The organism is Aquiflexum gelatinilyticum, assembly GCF_024741135.1.
In the GTDB taxonomy this organism is placed as follows: Bacteria; Bacteroidota; Bacteroidia; order Cytophagales; family Cyclobacteriaceae; genus Cognataquiflexum; species Cognataquiflexum gelatinilyticum.
This window is the reverse complement of the sequence record NZ_JANSUY010000001.1, coordinates 156,066-175,155: the sequence shown is the minus strand read 5'-3', so window position 1 is coordinate 175,155 and position 19,090 is coordinate 156,066. Positions and strand designations below refer to the sequence as shown.

General features: G+C 40.2%; 22 protein-coding genes. 5 read left to right on the top strand and 17 right to left on the bottom strand.

The annotated features are described in order from the left end of the window. Entirely contained in the window at nt 1-1,113 is a 1,113-nt protein-coding gene (locus NU887_RS00690) for a putative type IX sorting system protein PorV2 (protein WP_258421426.1), read from the bottom strand. Nucleotides 1,114-1,506: 393 nt separating this feature from the next. Between NU887_RS00690 and NU887_RS00685 the strand changes: the two genes are divergently transcribed. The 3 genes from NU887_RS00685 to NU887_RS00675 all read left to right on the top strand — a co-directional run bounded on the left by NU887_RS00685 (nt 1,507) and on the right by NU887_RS00675 (nt 5,362). Next, a complete protein-coding gene (locus NU887_RS00685) occupies nt 1,507-1,836 on the top strand; it encodes a PadR family transcriptional regulator (RefSeq protein WP_258421425.1) in 330 nt (109 codons plus the stop codon). 3 nt (nt 1,837-1,839) lie between these two features. Beyond that, entirely contained in the window at nt 1,840-3,747 is a 1,908-nt protein-coding gene (locus NU887_RS00680) for a PspC domain-containing protein (RefSeq protein ID WP_258421424.1), read from the top strand. Between the two features lie 214 nt (nt 3,748-3,961). Beyond that, on the top strand, nt 3,962-5,362 hold the full coding sequence (locus NU887_RS00675; RefSeq protein ID WP_258421423.1) for an MBL fold metallo-hydrolase RNA specificity domain-containing protein: 1,401 nt from the start codon (nt 3,962-3,964) through the stop codon (nt 5,360-5,362). Between the two features lie 106 nt (nt 5,363-5,468). On the opposite strand, the gene NU887_RS00670 is transcribed toward NU887_RS00675, so the two are convergent. The 7 genes from NU887_RS00670 to NU887_RS00640 all read right to left on the bottom strand — a co-directional run bounded on the left by NU887_RS00670 (nt 5,469) and on the right by NU887_RS00640 (nt 12,105). Continuing rightward, complete coding sequence (locus tag NU887_RS00670) at nt 5,469-6,614, bottom strand: amidohydrolase family protein (RefSeq protein WP_420839696.1); 1,146 nt, start codon at nt 6,612-6,614, stop codon at nt 5,469-5,471. A 112-nt stretch (nt 6,615-6,726) separates the two neighbouring features. Then, the gene (locus tag NU887_RS00665; protein WP_258421422.1) at nt 6,727-7,863 is read right to left on the bottom strand and encodes a lycopene cyclase family protein; all 1,137 of its coding nucleotides are present in this window, start codon (nt 7,861-7,863) and stop codon (nt 6,727-6,729) included. A gap of 12 nt (nt 7,864-7,875) precedes the next feature. After that, the gene (locus tag NU887_RS00660) at nt 7,876-8,349 is read right to left on the bottom strand and encodes a GNAT family N-acetyltransferase (RefSeq protein WP_258421421.1); all 474 of its coding nucleotides are present in this window, start codon (nt 8,347-8,349) and stop codon (nt 7,876-7,878) included. A gap of 34 nt (nt 8,350-8,383) precedes the next feature. Continuing rightward, nucleotides 8,384-10,060, bottom strand: coding sequence for a mechanosensitive ion channel family protein (locus tag NU887_RS00655; RefSeq protein ID WP_258421420.1), 1,677 nt, complete (start codon nt 10,058-10,060; stop codon nt 8,384-8,386). 26 nt (nt 10,061-10,086) lie between these two features. Further along, nucleotides 10,087-10,536, bottom strand: coding sequence for a DUF4440 domain-containing protein (locus NU887_RS00650; protein ID WP_258421419.1), 450 nt, complete (start codon nt 10,534-10,536; stop codon nt 10,087-10,089). Nucleotides 10,537-10,626: 90 nt separating this feature from the next. Further along, nucleotides 10,627-11,367, bottom strand: coding sequence for a DUF2490 domain-containing protein (locus NU887_RS00645; RefSeq protein WP_258421418.1), 741 nt, complete (start codon nt 11,365-11,367; stop codon nt 10,627-10,629). A 186-nt stretch (nt 11,368-11,553) separates the two neighbouring features. Next, nucleotides 11,554-12,105: an outer membrane beta-barrel protein gene (locus tag NU887_RS00640; RefSeq protein WP_258421417.1), complete on the bottom strand. Its 552-nt coding sequence runs from the start codon at nt 12,103-12,105 to the stop codon at nt 11,554-11,556. 259 nt (nt 12,106-12,364) lie between these two features. Here NU887_RS00640 and NU887_RS00635 point away from each other — a divergent pair, with 259 nt between their 5' ends. Beyond that, the gene (locus tag NU887_RS00635) at nt 12,365-13,774 is read left to right on the top strand and encodes a sugar porter family MFS transporter (RefSeq protein WP_420839694.1); all 1,410 of its coding nucleotides are present in this window, start codon (nt 12,365-12,367) and stop codon (nt 13,772-13,774) included. A 54-nt stretch (nt 13,775-13,828) separates the two neighbouring features. On the opposite strand, the gene NU887_RS00630 is transcribed toward NU887_RS00635, so the two are convergent. Together NU887_RS00630 and NU887_RS00625 are read right to left on the bottom strand one after the other, a co-directional pair. Further along, nucleotides 13,829-14,392 (bottom strand): TetR/AcrR family transcriptional regulator, encoded by a 564-nt coding sequence (locus NU887_RS00630; protein ID WP_258421416.1) that lies wholly within the window; start codon nt 14,390-14,392, stop codon nt 13,829-13,831. Nucleotides 14,393-14,501: 109 nt separating this feature from the next. Further along, nucleotides 14,502-15,599, bottom strand: coding sequence for an MBL fold metallo-hydrolase (locus tag NU887_RS00625; protein ID WP_258421415.1), 1,098 nt, complete (start codon nt 15,597-15,599; stop codon nt 14,502-14,504). 293 nt (nt 15,600-15,892) lie between these two features. Here NU887_RS00625 and NU887_RS00620 point away from each other — a divergent pair, with 293 nt between their 5' ends. Beyond that, nucleotides 15,893-16,393, top strand: coding sequence for a hypothetical protein (locus tag NU887_RS00620; protein WP_258421414.1), 501 nt, complete (start codon nt 15,893-15,895; stop codon nt 16,391-16,393). Nucleotides 16,394-16,468: 75 nt separating this feature from the next. On the opposite strand, the gene NU887_RS00615 is transcribed toward NU887_RS00620, so the two are convergent. The 7 genes from NU887_RS00615 to NU887_RS00585 form a co-directional block, all read right to left on the bottom strand. Then, a complete protein-coding gene (locus tag NU887_RS00615) occupies nt 16,469-17,065 on the bottom strand; it encodes a YdeI/OmpD-associated family protein (RefSeq protein ID WP_258421413.1) in 597 nt (198 codons plus the stop codon). 12 nt (nt 17,066-17,077) lie between these two features. Beyond that, on the bottom strand, nt 17,078-17,365 hold the full coding sequence (locus tag NU887_RS00610) for a type II toxin-antitoxin system RelE/ParE family toxin (RefSeq protein ID WP_258421412.1): 288 nt from the start codon (nt 17,363-17,365) through the stop codon (nt 17,078-17,080). Then, nucleotides 17,358-17,597, bottom strand: a complete 240-nt coding sequence (locus tag NU887_RS00605; RefSeq protein ID WP_258421411.1) for a ribbon-helix-helix domain-containing protein — start codon at nt 17,595-17,597, stop codon at nt 17,358-17,360. The genes NU887_RS00610 and NU887_RS00605 overlap by 8 nt, the downstream gene beginning before the upstream one ends. Nucleotides 17,598-17,705: 108 nt before the next feature. Next, a complete protein-coding gene (locus NU887_RS00600) occupies nt 17,706-18,023 on the bottom strand; it encodes a low molecular weight protein tyrosine phosphatase family protein (RefSeq protein ID WP_258421410.1) in 318 nt (105 codons plus the stop codon). Further along, nucleotides 18,020-18,244, bottom strand: coding sequence for a hypothetical protein (locus tag NU887_RS00595; RefSeq protein WP_258421409.1), 225 nt, complete (start codon nt 18,242-18,244; stop codon nt 18,020-18,022). Before NU887_RS00595 ends, NU887_RS00600 begins: the two co-directional genes overlap by 4 nt. A gap of 147 nt (nt 18,245-18,391) precedes the next feature. Continuing rightward, entirely contained in the window at nt 18,392-18,727 is a 336-nt protein-coding gene (locus NU887_RS00590) for a hypothetical protein (protein ID WP_258421408.1), read from the bottom strand. Continuing rightward, nucleotides 18,724-19,062: a hypothetical protein gene (locus NU887_RS00585; protein WP_258421407.1), complete on the bottom strand. Its 339-nt coding sequence runs from the start codon at nt 19,060-19,062 to the stop codon at nt 18,724-18,726. Before NU887_RS00585 ends, NU887_RS00590 begins: the two co-directional genes overlap by 4 nt. Between the last annotated feature and the right edge of the window lie 28 nt (nt 19,063-19,090).

The following is a 19,090-nucleotide window of genomic DNA, read 5'->3' as shown; positions in this document are numbered from 1 at the left end:
TTAATATTCCCATCCTTTGTTCAATCTGAATTTTTGTTCGTGTTCTTTCAAACTCACTTTTACACTGAATACATGCGAATAGGGCGTTTGAGAGATTCCACCTATATCTGAAAGGGCATAATCAATCTGGAACTTTTCATTGAGAAATACTCCCAAACCAAAACTAGGTTTCCATGACGTATAGTAAGTCGCATCAAAATCCTTAATTCGCTGCACATTGCTGCCTCCGGCCCTCAGGAAAACCATGTTTCGATAAGATGCTTCTATTCCCAACCTTGGATCTACACTGACCAACCCTGTCCTCACGAGGGTATTTCTCCTACCGTCAAAAGTAAAATCAAGGTCAAATACCCCTTGCACCCTGAATTCATCATTGATCTCAACATCCCTAGTCACACTGAATATAGCTCTAGGCAGGGTAAGTTCAATGGAATTGACAGGAATCTGATTGTTTGTTTGGGCATAAATATCCCTAACAAGTTCCGCATTATGAAACCAAGCATTGAAAGTCGTGGTAATGTCTCGCAGCATGAATCCAAAGCGCCATTGTTCCAAAAGGAAAATCCCACCCACGTCCATTCCAAAACCCCAAGCCTGGGCAAATTTTCCTACATTTCTATGAATGACTTTCCCATTGAAACCAATTTTGAATACATCGCTAACATCACGTGCATATGACAGCATCAAAGCATAGTCAGCTGCATTGAAAAATTGGATATTGTTGTAATTCAATGCTCCATTGGCATCGTACAAAAACCTGGTATCGGGAATATCATCCACCCCAAACCGGATCAATGAAACACCTATGGAATTGTCCATATCAATACTGGTACTGTACCCGAGGTAGTCAAACTTGGCAATCCCTGCAAAATACTCCGCATGCATCATCGCAAACTCATGCTGATGCCGAATCCCGATCAGACCTGCAGGATTCCAGTAAGCTGCTGTCACATCCCGGACAGAGGATACCTGCGCACCTCCCATTCCGAGTGCACGAGCGCCAATACCAATGTTCATGAATTCATTGGAATACTTAGGTGCTATTGTTTGGGCATTAAGCTTGGCTACGCTAAAAAACAACAGTATTCCAATAAAATACCTGATAATCACCATTAATCGTGTATTAAATTATGATGCAAAGTAAAAATAAATAGTTAAGGAAAAAGCGTCTTAATCAAAAATAAAAAGTAAGACAAAGCCAAAAACCTGTTCGCAAGCGTACATAAAATTGTCCACTTCAGCCACACCTACTTTTGCTAAAATCCTTTTTGTATGTTGAGCCTAAAAAAAATCTCTTGGTCAACTTTTGGTCAAAAAATGCCTCCATTGAAAAAAAATCAACTTTTTTTATTTTTTTTTAAATTTTGGGTACCTTTTTATACATACATGTCTTGTAATACAAGGTACTGTTTTACACTTTGGTACAGTTTTTCTAAGTGAGAAAGAGAAAAGGGGCATATCCGAGCTTAAAGAACTGCCCTTTGGTAACTAAACCACTTAGAAAAAATGAACGCTTCAAACACCCAGATACAAATGCGGAAAGGACTTCTGGAGTTCTGCATTTTGCATATCATCGCCAGAGGAGAAGTATATGCCTCAGATATGATAGAGGAACTTACTGATGCCAAGATGATCGTAGTGGAAGGTACGCTGTACCCTTTGCTAAACAGACTTAAAAATGCGGCTTTGGTGTCCTACAAATGGGTCGAATCCGAATCAGGACCGCCGAGAAAGTATTACTCCATCACCGAAGAAGGATCACGGTTTTTAGAAACCTTGAATGAAACCTGGGATTCCCTGGTCAATTCTACCCAATTAATCACCTCAAAGAAATAAGCCATGAAAAAGACAATAAGCATCAACATCAGTGGGATCCTGTTTCACATAGAAGAGGATGGTTATACCACATTGAAAAAATACCTTGAATCAATCAACAGGCATTTTTCACATTATGCGGACAATCAGGAAATCATATCCGATATCGAAAACCGGATCGCTGAGATATTTCTGAGCAACCTGAAAAACAACAAACAGGTTATCACTGCTGACAATGTCAACAGCCTGATTGAAAAAATGGGTACCATTGCCGATTTCAAAGCCATTGAAGAGGAATTGGATGAAAAGGCCGAAGACAAAAAAGAAGAAACCCAGGAGGAATATGATTACTACAAGCATATTACTCCCAATGAAAATACCAAGGGTTATAAGAAACTGACCAGATTGGAAAACCGAAAAATCCTTGGTGGAGTCTGTGCAGGTTTTGCAAATTACCTTTCCATAGACCCGCTTTGGACCAGGTTGGTGGCGATTCTGCTGATCTTCAGCGGTAACCTCAAGCTCGGTAGTCCGGGGTGGGATTTTCTACCTTGGAACTTTAACTTCAGCCTTTCATTCGGATTCTTTGCCATCATCGCTTACATCGTTTTATGGGTAATTCTTCCTGTATCCTATGATGAGCCTGAGGACAAAAATATCAAAAAGCTTTACCGAAATCCTGATGACAAAACATTAGGAGGTGTAGCCAGCGGATTGGCGGCTTATTTTGGGATAGAAGTAATATGGATGAGATTACTGTTTATAGGTTTGATTTTTGCAGGTGGATCGGGATTTGTGATTTACATTATCCTTTGGATCATCACCCCTGTGGCAAAATCAATCACGGAGCGAATTGAGATGAAAGGTGGAGCCATCACCTTGGACAATATCGAAACAACGATCAGGGCAAACCAAAACCCGATCATGCCCAAAGAGGAAAGTCAGTCTAGAAAAATCTTATTGGCACCTTTCAGGTTTCTGGGTAAAGTAATCAATGCACTTGGAGAGGCACTGGGACCTTTGGGTTCCTTCCTGCTCGCCGTCATCAGGGTTTTCTTCGGATTGATCATATTTATCATCGGAATGGCTATCACCATAGCACCTTTGGCTTTGCTTGGAGTGTACTTTGGCATAGCTCCAGGAAACGATGTATATCTTGGAATAAGGGAAAGCATCCCCATGGAATGGATCACCGAAATCGTACCGGTATGGCTTGCAATATCAGCTAGTGTGGTCATGCTTATCCCGGGTATCATCATCGTCCTTTTAGGGATCTCTGTCTTGATCAAAAAGAGCATCATCGATGCAAGATTCGGCCTAGTTGCTTTGGGAGTTTGGTTGCTGAGTATAGGATTATGTGCCTTCCAGATCCCAAGGGTAGTGGCTAATTTCAAGACTGAAGCAACCCACAACGTTGAACAGACTTTGGCCTTTACTCCGGGTACTATGGTTCTCAAATCTGTAGCAAATGATAACATTGACGGAATATTTGACGAAGTCAGACTACAACTCGATGGGACAGATGCAGCTGAGCCGATTTTGCTTCAGCGCTTTGAAGCTAGAGGGAAAAACAAAGCAGATGCCTTGAAAAACGCTGAATCTATCCAATACGGCTACAAAGTCCAAGACTCGACGATAATCTTTGAAAGATCCATCAACTTGAATGAATTGGAAAAATTCAGGGTTCAAAACCTTAGACTCAACCTTGAGATGCCCTATGACAGACCTTTTGTGATGGACAAATCGATCATCCCTATCATTGAAAATACCATCCACAGAAATGGCTACAAAACACGGGATATCAACTCCCGCAACCATTGGGTGTTTAATGAAAACGGTTTGCTTTGCCTTACTTGTAATGATGCCGGCAAAACCACCTCTGCCGATAGCCTGTCAAGGGTAAAATTCGAAGGAGCCTATTTTATGAAGTAGTAACATAATCAAAAACTAAACCGATAATTACCATGGCGGGATACCCACAAGTATCCCGCTTATTTTTGAACATTGATCTGTACTTTTTTTAAAGGTGCCTAAAGCCAAAATTTCGGTTGAAATAAATACCTAGAGAGAATGGAAAAACGGACAATTATCACAGTTAAGCTTCGATTAAAATCGTATTTTTAGGATACAACAAACCCAAAAGAAGATGCAAGTAAAACTCAAGTTTTTAGGGGGAGCAAAGACTGTCACCGGCTCAAGGTATTTACTCGAAATCGACCATCTTAAAATCCTTGTGGACTGCGGCCTTTTTCAAGGGATGAAAGAATACAGGCTTAGAAACTGGGATGTATTCCCAATAGACCCTGCCCAAATTAAAATGGTGATCCTTACCCATGCCCATATTGACCACACAGGGTATTTGCCCAAACTGGTCAAGGAAGGATTTGAAGGACCGGTCTATTGTACCTTTCCAACAATGGAACTCACCAAAATCCTCCTCTTGGATTCGGCCAAACTCCAAGAAGAAGAAGCTGCTTATGCCCAGAAAAAAGGTTATTCCCGTCATGAAAAACCCCAACCATTATACACTAAGGAAGATGCTGAAAAAGTTTTTCCACTTATGAAGCCGATTTACATGGAGCAGGAAGAAAAGATTGACGACCGTATTTCGTTTACCTATTTTAATGCTGGTCATATCCTAGGCGCAGCCATCCTTAAGATCAAAGTCAAAGGGGAGAATCAGGAAAAGAAAATCGTATTTTCAGGTGATTTGGGAAGGTACCACGACCCGATATTCAATCCTCCCGCAAGAGTCCCTTTTGCGGATATACTCCTGATGGAGTCTACCTATGGAAACAGAAAGCAACCCAATCCAAAGCCCGAGGAAGAACTTGGAAGGGCCATCAGGGAAACATTCAGAAACGGCGGGGTGGCTGTTATTCCTGCTTTTGCGGTAGGAAGGACACAGATGATCCTTTATTACCTCCACTTGCTCCAGCAAAAAGGAAAAATACCGGATATCCCCATTTATGTAGATAGCCCAATGGCCATTGATGTCACTAAAATGTACAAGGATTTCCCTACTTACCACAGACTTTGTTCTGTGATTGAAGAAGAAGGTTGTAATCCTTTTTTGCATAAAAACCTGCATTATTACCAAAGTCAGGAATCTTCCATGTCTCTCAATAACCTACGGGGCGATGCCATCATCATCTCTGCCAGTGGCATGGCAACAGGAGGAAGAATACTTCACCATTTGTACCACAGGCTTCCAAACGAACAGGATAGCATCATTTTTGTTGGTTTTCAGGCTGAAGGGACAAGGGGAAGAAGAATCCTTGATGGAGAAGAAACCGCCAGAATGTATGGCATTGATGTTCCTGTCAAAGCAAAAGTTTTTTATATCGAGGGACTTTCTGCCCATGCGGATCAGGACGAACTGATAGAATGGGCTGAAGGCTTTACTTCTAGGCCCAAAAAAGTATTTCTCGTCCACGGTGAAAAAGAAGCATCTGAGGGATTGGCTTCCAGACTCCAAGAAGAATTGGATTGGCATCCGATTATTCCCGAGTACATGGAGAGTTTTGAGTTATTTGAGGGGATTTAAGTGAGGCCATAGACCACAGTCCATGGTCGACAGTTAGTTATTTTGAACTTCAAGCCTATCATTAAGTAGTTATTTCCCGATAAGTGAAAATCATCATTCAATTAAATCAATCCGGAAAACCACTCTTGTCGATATTGGGGATGATTTTGATGGCGTTCTTGTAATACACTTTCTTCAGGACCTCATCAGAGAGCCCAAGTCCGTACATACTCCAAAAGGCGTGGTATTTTTTGTAATAGGGGAAATACTCATCTTCAGTCTCCAAAACCCTGAAGTAGGTATAAAATTCCTCCTTATTATAGGCATCTTTCGCAAAAAGAATCCTGTCCTGATATTCTGTGAAAAACCTGTTGGCACGCTTGGGCTGTCTTCCAAACTCAGCTATGACAGCGCCGATTCCAAAATATACATTTGGATATTTGTCCAAATGTGCACTAGCCTTGTCCAGATCATTTGCCATCCAACCCATATGGGCATTGATGAAAGTGGTTTTGGGGTGTTTTTGAAAAACGTGATGTTGCTCCGCAATGATTTGGGCAAAAGGAGCGGGATCGGTATCGCTCCTTTTTCTGTTTGGATTGAGTTTTAATTCAAGCCAACGCTCATTATTGGCATCCAAAGGCTGCCAAAAAGGCTCAGGATCTGCTGCATGGATGATGACAGGAATTCCCAATTCACCACATTTTTTCCATACCGGGTCCAAATCAGGATGATCTATCGGAACCCTGACTCCATTGATGTCTTTGGTGGACAAACCCAGACTTTTATAAATCTTCAAACCATTGGCTCCGTTTTGGACGTCTTTTTCTAAGTCGGCTACGGCTCTTTCGCTCCATCCCGGAGCCCCGAATTCCCTGAAGGAAAGATTGGTAAAAACAATAAATCTCCCCGGTGCCACGCCATTGAACCTCCTGATCATCGAATACATGTATTCCTGTCCATCGATGTCGCCTGCTGCTCCCCTACCGCGACCGCTGAGGTTGACCATGACACCCATATTGAGCTCGTCCATTTCCTTGACAAGGATATTTACCCTTTCCTGTGAGACATTCCACTGATGACTATGGATGTCAATAAATGGAAATTTGGCCCTTTTGACAGGATTTTCAGGAACCACTAAGGTTGAAGGAGGATTGTATTCCTCAAAACTCATCTCCTGTCCTAAGGAATCAAATCCAACCAAAGAAAAGGAAAAGATACAAATGAGGGCGATCATTTTGTTTGACAACGAATTGAAAAGTGATGGTTTCATAGGGATTTATTTAAATCAAGTTAAATATGGATTTATGCTATTCATTTAAAAAGGTTTTTTTGATCATCGGAATTAAAAATTATGATTTTTGTAATTCCATCATTTGAATAAATCAGAAAATCTCCTTTAAAGCCGCTTTGAGAAATGTCGGAATATGGGTAGAATTCATCACCCTTATATCTGTTAATAAATCAGTGTTTTCATCAAGGAAATCGAAAACTGTTTTAGGCGGGAGTTTCTCGAAAAGTTCGCTGAATACACGCCATGCAGGAAAATTCTTTTCGGACAAAACCCTGAGAAAGATAGAATCATAAAGCAGGTATTTGTCAAACTTGCTGTCTAAGCCTTCTAAAGGAAGTTTATTTTCAGCCAGATTGGAAGCGATTTTTCTACATTTCTTTTGGATAAATGCAAAAGTATATCCTGTTGAGGCTTTAGTATGCCCTCCGGCGGTACCAATGTTTATCACACAGCCACTTTGTTTTTTTGGGATTGGTTCATTGGTCATTGGAATAACACCGTATTCCGTTTCCTCAATTTCGTAGGATTCTAATTTCAATTCCTCAAGGCAATGTTTCTCCAAAGCAAACTCATATTCTTCCTCTTGGAGTAGGTTTGCCGAAAATATAGTATACTCCACCAATGCTTGGTATTCATTTTTTGGCAAGACGTACATAAAGCGGCAATCTCCCTTTTGGTCAATCCTAAAATCCATCAATACAGGTCTTTTTGGATCGAATACAGGCTTTTCACTTTTGATAAACCAACCTTTGAAATGCTGCAAAAGATGGTATTTGCCTTCAGTCTTTGGAATCGCTACAAACGCACTGTTGAAGACAAAGCTCCCTTTGAACGTCTGACTTTCACAAATGACAGTTCCATCATCATTAATTTCTTGGATTTCTTCTTGGACAAATGTGATGTTTTTGGACTCCTTAATTTTTCTAAAACAAAATCTGTAAAAGTCCCTGCTTCGCAACATCTTGTAGTGATAGGGTTGGATTTCGAGTACTTTAGAGAAAACCGGAGAATGAAAAAAAAGCTCATTCCAGCTGGCATGAAGAATTTGGTCAAAGGGACTTTTTTCCTTTTGCCAAAAACACCAAGTGCGGTCATTGCTGTTTTTGGCATTCTTATCCAAAATTAAAATCTGCTTGTTTTTCAAAGCAGGCTCTTCCAACATGTAAAGCGCCAAACTCAGCCCTGATGCCCCTGCCCCTGCGATGATATAATCAAACTCCTGATTCAATGATTCCTTATTTTATGTGGCTTTAATTTCCAATACCTTTTCAAAACAAATGCTGTTATCCATACCGATATATTGACCGTAGTTAGGAATGATACGGTATCCACTCTTCATATAAAGGGCTACAGCTTCCACTTGCCTTTTACCGGTTTCAAGGACACATTTGGAATAACCCATTTCAAAAGCCCAAGTTTCAAGTTCAGCCAAAATTTTACCTGCGATTCCTTTTCCTCTATATTCTGGCTTGACAAACATCCGCTTGACTTCCATAGTATCTGTTGCAAACTCCTTGATGGCGCCACATCCTACCGGTATTTGGTTTTCATACAATACAATCACATTTTTAATGTTCTGGATTTTGTTGAATTGGTCATAAAAAGCATGTTCATCTCCATCGGTGACAGCAAGGTAGGCATCCAATTGCCTCACAAGGCTTATGAAATCGGGATTTTGGGAGTTGGTACGAACCATTTTTAACGAATCTGACATTTATTTCTGATGGGTATTTAAAAACCAAAGCGAATTAAATTTCCTTTTTCTGGTCTGTTTTGAAATTAAAAGCAGGTGCCTGATAATCTTGAGGAAGGTATTTGGTCGGAATAGTGGACATATTCCCATCTCTTGCTGCCCGATAATGTGGTGACATGATTTCTATTCCCCTTTCAAAAAACACATCCTGAATATTTTGATGCAGCTCTGAGTAAACCTTTGCCATTCCTATTGATTCTCGGGTGTAGGCATTGAGCTGATAGGATACATAAAAATCATCCAGGCTAGTCTGAAAAACAAAAGGTGAAGGCTCCTTTAATACCAAATCTGTTCTTAAGGCAGCTTCTATCAAAGCTGCATGCGTTTCCCTCCAAGGGACATCGTAGCCGATAGTCACAGTGGTATTGATAATCAGTCCTTCTGTTTTAGCCAAGGTGGAGTAATTGGTGGTATTACCTCCAAGAACAGATGAATTTGGGATGGTGATTTCCTCGTTTTTAATAGTACGGACCCGAGTGACTAAAAGGGTTTTTTCCAAAACGACCCCGGTAGTATCACCGATTTTAATTTTGTCACCTATTTTGAAAGGGCGCATATACGTAATCACCAATCCGGCTACCATATTGGCAATGGCTGATGATGAACCGAGAGAAAAAAGGATCCCGATAAAAACCGAAACACCCCTGAAAACATTAGACTCAGAACCCGGAAGATATGGAAAGATTAACACCACCATAAAAGCATATAAAAGTACCCTAACAATGCCATAAGTAGGCATTGCCCAATCAGCATGGAATCCTGAAATCTTAAGTTTTTCCGCTTCGATTTCCTGAAAAACATACCTCACCAAACGTATAACATTATACATCACAAAGACAATGACCAGTATGGTGACCAAACTTGGAACATAATCCCAAATGGCAATTAAGATCGACCTAAAAGGCGACCAAACCAATCCCAACAAAGCATCAGCCCAGCCTCTGGTAAGTGGGAAAATGCTGAATCCAATCGATAAAACCGCATATCCAAGTGCAAAGTATAAAAACAGGCGGGTTCCCCTAAGCAAAATCAAAATAGCCCTCAGCTCCTGTTCAGCGGTCAAAAATGTGTAATCCTTATAGGAAAGGTTTTTAAGGAGCTTATCTCTGTTCCTTTTGAGGTACTTCAGGATACGGACATATCCTTTGTTGAGCAGCCAATAAAGCAGTAGAGCCACAAAGAATACAATACAAGTATAAAGTACCCTAAAAAGAATTTTGCTTAATTTCCGCTCCTCTTTGGCAACCTTGATAGATTGGGATATTCTTGATTTTGCTTCCTCTGATATCTCACGCAAACTCAAGCCATAAACAGCTGCATCGTCCGGTGAGACGCTTGTCACGATAATGTCTCTATAAACAAGGTCCACTGAAAATTCAGATTCTTCGATAGCAAGAGAATCGACATTGAATTCAGGATCCTCATACAGCCTTCTTATTTTATCAGTAATGTGTTTGGCCCTCTCACTTGGTGAGGAGGCTCCCATTTTGATGAAAACATAAAAAACTGTATCGTTCATCACTCCAAGCACAGGATAACCTTGGATTCCATTTCGGATCCCCGGTGATTCGGCAGCGGTACTGTCACTTTGGGAAAAAGCAGAAAAACTCCCAAGAACCAAGGCCAACAATACAATGAAGCCTATAAAATTGATTTTTCGATTTATTGCCATTATAAGTTTACAAATTACCGATAATATTATTGGCTAGTGGGTAGCATATTTCTGATTCCGGAGATTTTCCATTTCCCACTTTCCCGAACCAATACAAAAGTACTCCACATTTTCCTGATTGTCCCATTTTTACCTTCAATCTCATACCTGGCATCCACGATACCAACTTCAAATGACAACAAACGGTATTTATCTACGGTCAAAGTTCTCTTGCCTTCATTGACTGTCGAACTTCGCTGCATCCCTTCCACCGCCTGTTCGATTCCAATGCGCCATTCGCCTGAAGAAACTAACTGATCTACATCGCCAGTAAGAATGGATTTGAGCAAAACAGTATCCCTTTTATCTCTTGCTCGGGAATATTGGTCAATCAAAGCGTAAATTTCTTCCTGAGTTTTTTGCTCTTGTAGATTTTGTCCAAAAGATGCTGACTCAGAAAATAATTGAAGCAAAACCAAAAGATAGAAACAGCGCATGTGATGGTGGAAAAAAAGGTTTATTGAATGCGAAATATACTTTGATACAATTTAAGAATTTTAAAATTGATCTGAAGGTATTGGTATGCGCTATCTGTTTTTTCGGTAATCCAAAGTATGAAATGCGGTCAACCTGATCGAATGGATTTCCTCAACATTATCCAATACAGGCTGGTATTGTAAAATCAATTGGTACAATACAGCAAAATCAAATTTGCGGTTGGGGGAAATTACCACACCGGCCAAAGTCCTGTTTTGGTTGAATAGACGGCTACTGATGATATCCCCACTGTGAAACATGATTTCATTGGCAGTCTGCCAGCTGATCTGAAAACCGTCCGGTGTTTTGGGTGGTAGCAATAAACCCTGAAATTGGACCATGTATCGCGCCCTTGTGGTGTAGGCAAAACTCGACTTACCTGAAGGATATTTTAACAATTCCTGCCTGAAGCGCTGTTCAAGTCTGAAGCGGTGCACCAATTGAAACTTTGATTTGGGAATTATCCATTGAATTTGCTGCCAAAGTCTGTGCTCTGGAAGCAAATTGATATCAAAATCAGAAACATAAGTCCCAAACCAAGCATATCCCCCAGAAATCCTCGATCGATTACTCACAAAGTAAATGCCACCTACCCTTGCCGCTGCCAAAGTCGAATTAAAAGGGAAAAATCCACGAGTTCTGTAATTGACATCGAAAGTATAGCCCCATTTGTCTGAAAGTCTGGTTTGGTTATTATAGGTAAGCCAAAGCTGGGCATCACCTTGGGCCATGGCTAAGTTGAGTGCAAAGAACATAAGCATTATGGCAAGCGCAAATCTCCTAATCATCATTCTAGGTTTCTATTTTGTTTGATTTAAATAGAAGTGGTTTTAGAAGATAGGATTGAGTTCAAAAAGAACCGATCAAACAAATATGTCAAATGCTACATCAAAATCATAAACAAAAATAATAATTGGCTTAAATGAAAAAAGGAAGTGGATCACTTCCTTTTTTCATTTAAGAAATCAAAGCAAATTTTAAAATTCAATGGCTGCACCAATTTGTAAATAAGAACTCTTGTTGCCGTTATTGACATCTATAAATCCCTGATGGTATCTCGCTTCAATTTCAAAAATCAATAATTTGAGACCTAGACCGATATGTGCAGGAAGGTCAAAAGTATTGGTTTTATTGCCATCATTCAATGCGTCGGAACCGTTGACTTGATAATTTTCTGACAATTTAATATTGCCGTTGACGCCACCTTGGACAAAAACCGGCCCTAACTTTAACCTAATTCCAACAGGAACACTCAGGTAAATCATCCTTCTGAAATTATCGTCATTTGTCCTATGTCCGTTTTGCATATATTCAAGTCCGGTGTGAAGCGTCAATAGGTCGCCAGCACCCAAATGTCGGTTTTTGAACGCACCGAGGTAAAAATGATCCAAACTACCTCCGATCTGATTTCCGTTATTGTTGGTGGTAGCAGATTGAAAACCGGCTCTGATGCCGATTCCTTGGGCATTGGCCTCCAATCCCAAAAATACAAATCCCAAAACTAAAACTGATAAAACGATTACTTTCATAATCCAATGAATATTGATTTTTCACCTACTCTATGGGCTTTTCGGTTTCCGCCTCTAATTCCAAACAATTTATTGATAATTGAAATCAATCAAAAAATTAGCTTCAATTTTTCCTATTTCCATCGAGATATGTTGGCCTGAAAGAGATTTTTGGCAAACAAACACCTGTTTCACTGTCTTATATTTACCTTTTTCAAAATAACCTCTGTTGCAAATTCGCTTCAGTATCTTAAATTGGAATTCCCAAACCCAAATCACCATGGATCAAAAGATCAGCTACAACCAGACTTATATTTGGCTTATCAGTTTGACAGCCGCACTTGGTGGTTTTCTTTTTGGCTATGATTGGGTAGTAATCGGTGGCGCCAAGCCATTTTATGAACCCTATTTCAACATTACTTCTCCTGCTGATCAAGGTTGGGGGACAAGCTCCGCTCTCATTGGCTGTATGGCCGGAGCATTGCTTTGTATTCTCCTGAGCGACAAAGTGGGTAGAAAAAAACTCCTGATTTTTTCAGGTTTTCTCTTTTCAGTTTCGGCGGTAGGAACTGCCATTGCGGATACATTCTGGTTGTTTAATTTTTACCGAATCCTTGGCGGGGTGGCCATGGGAATAGCGCTAAACCTCTCACCGCTCTACATTGCCGAAGTGGCACCGCCTGAAAAGCGGGGTATGTTTGTAACCCTCATGCAGCTTTTGGTGATGGTTGGGGTACTATTGGCACAGGTGGTCAACTGGCAGATTTCACTATTGGATATTTCACTGCCTGACAATCCTGATTTTGCGACGCTGGCGGCAAGTTGGAGTGGGCAATATGGATGGAGGTGGATGTTTGGCGTGGAAGCGGTTCCGGCCATGTTGTTTTTTGTCCTGATGTTTTTTGTTCCCGAAAGCGCAAGATGGCTTGTCAAAAACAACCAAGAAACCAAAGCGCTGAAGATCCTGGAAAAAATCGGCGGAAAGTTTTATGCAGAACTTGCTGTCAGCGAAATCAAAGCCACAGTAAATGAGGATAGCCTCGCCAAAGTCAATTTCAAAGAACTGCTCAACAAAAGAATAGTCAAATTGCTCGGCATCGGTATCTTCCTTTCCTTTCTCCAACAATGGAGCGGATTGAATGTGGTGATTTATTATGCTGCCGACATTTTTCAAGCCGCTGGCTATAACCTCAAACAGATGATGCTCAATATCGTGGTGATCGGTGGGGTGATGGTACTTTCCGTCTTCATCACGATCTTCACGGTGGATCGATTTGGGAGAAAAAAGCTTCTCCTGATCGGAACATCGGCCATGGCCATCATCTACCTCTTTATCGGTTATACTTTTTACATCGGTCAAGGAGGGTGGCAGGTAGTTATCCTTGTTCTTGCCAATGTCATGTTTTATTCCTTTACCCTTGCCCCGCTACTTTGGGTAGTGTTGTCAGAGATATTCCCAACAAGAATCAGAGGGGCAGCAATTTCCATCGCAGCATTGGCACATTGGGTGGGTAATTTTACTTTGACTTATTCTTTTCCCACCATCAAAGAAAACCTCGGTTGGGCAAATAATTTTTGGCTGTACGGAGCCATCTGCGCATTTGGTTTTATTGTGATCTATTTTGTTTTACCCGAGACAAAAGGCAAAACTTTGGAACAGATCGAAAAAGAGCTGATGGGAAAAAAGTGACAATTGCTTCTGTTCTTTATGGAAGTGAACCTGTATTGGCAAAGCTTTAAAAAATCAAAATGAAATCAGCTTCCAAATCAAATCAAAGGTTTCATCCATCACCTGTTCTGCTTCCTCACGAAGAAAAGTCTTACCCGAAAGGTATTTGTGGACTCCAAAAGTATGGCCGCTTACAATAGCATAAATCAAGTCGGCATCCATATGTTTGAGTTTGCCCTCATCAATTCCATTTTGTAGAAGGGAAAGCAAAGGACGGGTATAAATATCCATTTCTACTTTGGCAATACTCCTCGCATAAGGTGAGTTGTTGAACTGCTCAAGGAAAGTAAACTCAGGCTGATGATCCAAGGCCCATGTCAGGGAAGTTTTATAGAATCCCCTCAAAATCTCCTTCAATTCCATTTCTTCCGAGATACTCTCTGCTACACATCCGCCCATCTTTGTCTTGAGATCAATATAAAGCGCCTTTACCAAATCATCTTTGGTAGGAAAAAAGTAAAACAAAGTCCCGTTGGCAACACCCGCTTCTTTGGCAATTTTGCTGGTCGGGGTATCATGAAACCCAAACTCCACAAAAAGACGAAGTGCCGCATCGAGAATGAGTTGTTTTTTGTCCATTGGATGGTTATTGGTTATTGGTTTATTGGTTATTTGATGAACTGATATTTGGATAATGAAAATGTCGTTCGATTATGGAATCTGTGGACTATTGACTATTGACTGAACACTATTTCACCTTCCTCCACCAAAGGGAAAAGGCTTGCGTACTGTCATTAAGGTTTACTTGTTCACCGATCATGGGAGTGATGATATTCTGCTTTTCTGATTCATTATTCGCGATGATCTTTTCCAAAGGCTCGTCCCAAGGATGGTTTCCCAATACAAATTTAGAAGAATGAACAGGTAAAATTCTTTTTGCATTCAATTCCCTGGCGGCGGTCAGGATTTCATTTGGCATGAGATGCACATATCTCCAAGCAGCATCATATTGCCCATTATCAAGTATGGCAAGATCAAAGGGCCCATACTTGTTTCCGATTTCAGCAAAATGCCTGTCATAGCCACTGTCTCCTCCTAGGTAAAGGTTCATGCTTGGGGTTCTAAAAGCAAATGAAACCCACAAGGCTTTGTTTCTGGAAAATCCCCTTCCTGAAAAATGTCTCGCAGGCAAAACTGTAACCGAGAAGCCTTCTTCCAAATCCACACTTTCATTCCAATCCATTTCAATGATCGTCTTCGGGTCAAATCCCCAATGTTCAAAATGCGCACCTATCCCCAAACCGCAAATGACCAATTTGATTTTTGGCTTGAGCTTGAGGATGGTGTCATAATCCAAGTGATCCCAATGGTCATGGGAAATAAACAGGATATCAATTTCCGGGATGTCCTCGGTGGTATAAATGTCCGATCCCGTAAAGGACTTTCCACCTACCGGCATCGGCGTAGCCGCTCCGCTCAAAACCGGGTCAACCAAAATCGTCTTGCCATCGACCTGCATAAAATAGGAAGAATGCCCAAACCAAACCAAAATATCGGCTTCAGGAGACAGATTTAACAGGTCAGTTTTTACAGAAGGAAGGATTTCAGTTGGGGTTTGTCTTTCCTTTTTGGCAAAAAGAAAATCCCACATCACGGTAGAATAGCTGACTCCTTCAGTGAGGTCAGGGGTGACGCTGAGGTTTCGGAACGAACCTTTTTGGTAATTCGGAGAAGATTGGATGCGCTCCAAGCGCTCACCGGATGGGAGTTTTCCGAATTTCGGATGGTTGACAAAAACCACAACTACCAATACAAAGACGATTAAAACTGAAAGGGATATCAACATTGTTTTCATGACTGACTAAACAGTCAGCAAAGTTATCAGAATTTTTGGATTAGAGAAATCGTGATTGAAAACAAAATGTCAGAGGGATAGGAAAGGATTGATTTTCCCAATTTGGAGGGAGATCAAAATCCAATTCCCAAATAACCGAAAAGCAAAAATTTCGGATAGCTCAGTCCAAACTTAAGGTGAACATGCTATTCACCATTCAAATTTCACATAAAATTCCCGGACAGGTTTATGTATAGACCGCGAACAATCCCTATTTTAGAAGAGAAATTTTTAACCAACAGAATATGAAAACCCAAAAACCATTCAATCATCTCAAAGGAATCATCCATGGCATCAGCAGTGACGGGAGAATCACCCGAGGCGAATTCACAGAAATGAAACTTTGGTGCCAAGCCCATCAAGGACTTTGTGAATCATCCCCATTCAAAGAATTTTTCGCCGAAGTAAAAGCGATTCTTGATGACGGCACAATGACGGCCGAAGAAATCATGGAGCTGAAAGCTATTCTCAAAAAGTATGAAACTGAGCTTAGCGTCTCTGAAAGTAAGGAAGCCAAAATTTATTTTCTTCAGGGAATCTGTTACGGAATATTAGCGGATGAGGAGATCAATAAATACGAAATCACTGTTCTGAAAAAATGGCTCGAGGAGAATGATTCTGTTCTTGGCCGATCCCCTTTCAAAGAGATGTACGCCTTACTTACAAATGTGATGGAAGACGGGAAAGTTGATCTCGGTGAAGAAAAGGTACTTAAAGAATACTTTTTGGAAGTGTTGAAGATGTGATATTCCTGCGACCTAAAGCAGGTAAAGAACTTTGGCTTGCCTTATTCAGAATAGTCTTATAACTATCAAGACGAGTTAACCCTCTTTTTTCGGTCCGCGAAATTGCTTGGGTTTAAGTTTTTGGGCGGCAAGTCCCACTATCTCGGTGATGCGGTTTTGCCGGGTCTCCGGTCTTTTGGCCAAGGCAAGCCATTGCAGGATATTGCGTTTGTTTGATCTGCTTAATCCTAAAAAGTAATCTTTGGCTTGGAGTGCTTTTTGGAATTCCGACTCAAGATCCTCAGGAATAAGCAAAGCTTCCGCATCATCCAAAATCGTCCAAGAACCATTTTGTTTGGCTATTTCAATGGTTCGGTAACCGGCTTCGGTCATCAGTTCTTCCGATATAAGCCGCTCTATTTTTTCTTTGTTGATCCTTGACCAGACAGAGTTGGGTTTCCGTCTGCTAAAAAACTGCATGAATTTCTCATCGTCAATAGGCATTTGCTTGCTGTCTATCCACCCAAAGCAAAGCGCTTCATCCACTGCATCCGAGTAGGCGACAGTCGGAGCATTTGATTTCTTTTTGTAATAAATAATCCAAATGGATTGCTTTTTATCATGGTGTTCCTGTAGCCAATCCCGCCACTCCTGCCGGCTTTTGGGATAGAATGTTTCTATTTCTTTTTCCATGGTGAATATGAATTAAAGTAGATTATTTAAATCCTGCATTCCAATTATTGCCATAATCTCAACCACATTGTCATTGATTCTAAAATATATGGTATCAGAACCACAAGGACATCTTCTATAACCTTTTCTTATATAATCTACAGATTCGAATGAATAGGGTATTTCGGCAATCATTTCAAAATAATCAAAAAATGCGTTGAAGTATTTGTCAGCTTGGATAACACCAAACCTTCCAACTCCATAATGATGAATGCGAATCAAGTCCTCTTTGGCTGCATTACTTAGTCTATAATCAGCCATTGAGTCTGGACTTTGACTCTTTTAAAATCATCTCTTTGGAATCGGTAGTAAATCCATCTTTTTCAGATTTTTCTAGCTTGGCCCTAAGCCAGTCAATAGTAGCCTGCTGTTTTCTCGCCTGTCTGACCAAGTCGTTGACAAGTTCACTTTTACTTGAATATTCCTCGTTGTCTATTTGGGACTTTAACCATTCATCATTTGGTTTCGAGAAAGAAATACTTTGTCTTGCCATAGCTTTAATTTTTGGTGTAAAATTACACCAAATATGAATCAATTACAATTTGTGGGGGATAAAGGTGGAGATGAAATCTACGCCCATACGGAAGTTTTTCCCGGGAATTTACAGGTATGGGTCGACCGAAAGTTTAATCATATCAATTAGTTCTTGGTCCATATATTCATATTCGTCTTCATTTTCCAGAACTACTACTTTTTTGTTTGTTATTTCGTAGGGAAATTTGTCAACCAGTCTTTGTTTATGTTTTCTCTCCATCACAAAGATTATGTCTGCCCACAAAATGTTTTTGGCTGAGACTTTAACTTTGGCAGAAGGCTCTGTTCCTGCCGATTTAACGTTATGGTCTTGCCTATTTTTATAGATTCTTTCAGCAGTAGCACTTCTCCAGATGTTTCTGCTACAAATAAAAAGTATATTCATCTTTCATCTCGAACCTTAAGCCATATTTGAAACCAAGAGGTCTTTGGATTGTCAATTGTCAACAAGTATTTTTTTAGACTGTCAGTAGTTATCATGACTTCCTGCCCTTCGATAGTAATGTATGATCTTGTCCTAAAAAGAATTTCATCACATTCTTTTTTATACCATTCTTCTCTCGTCTTTGTGTAGTTTGCGTGTATAACTGATTGTCTTTCTTTCATAGCAAGGACTGTTTAAAATTGCCACAAAACAAGATTCAACTTAGAGACGGCGGGAATTCGAAGCGTTCTATTCAAGCTTACTTCTAACTTCTTAAAGATACTGAACTCTCTATTTACTCTGATGCGCCCGCTGTATCCAAGGTGATGTTAGAGTGCGTTTTTTCTTTTTTTCCCCTCTTTAATACTCTTGAATATAACTGCAACTGGGATTGAAATTCCTAATATTAATGAAATCAACTTAGCAAATCCATATATAATAGTCAGCCTAAATCCCATTGTTGTATTGCTAGCGTTAACTTTATTAATATATTCCATTATTTCAGGTGTATAATGAAGATAAAAAAACAAAACCAATGAACCCATACCAATCCCCAAAATGAAAACATAACCAATTACATTTTTATATTTTCCCATGTTTCTTTTTTTTGAACAATAAGCATTGGTTCCCAAATGATATTCACGAGAGATATTTTCTTTCTTCATTTTATAGCTCCGTTAGCAATCATTATTACTAACAGCCCAAAACCAAACATAAGCGTGTACAAAATTCCTTTCTTATCTGTTCTAATTACCTGAATAGTCAGAAATATTAATATTGCTGAAAATGCAAATCCTTCTATCAACATAACTTTCGAGTAGATTTCAGGATTTTTATAAAACCAAGGGTTTTCATTTACTTGCCCCCATGGATAACCACCAGTTTGTTGTTTAACTTGGACTATCCACCATTCATTTAAAGACATAAAAGTCATTAACCCGAAGAATAATGTTACCATTGCCGGTACTGTCCAAAATAATATGTGCTTCGGTTTTGCCATATTTAAATGCAATCTAACTTTTCGCTTT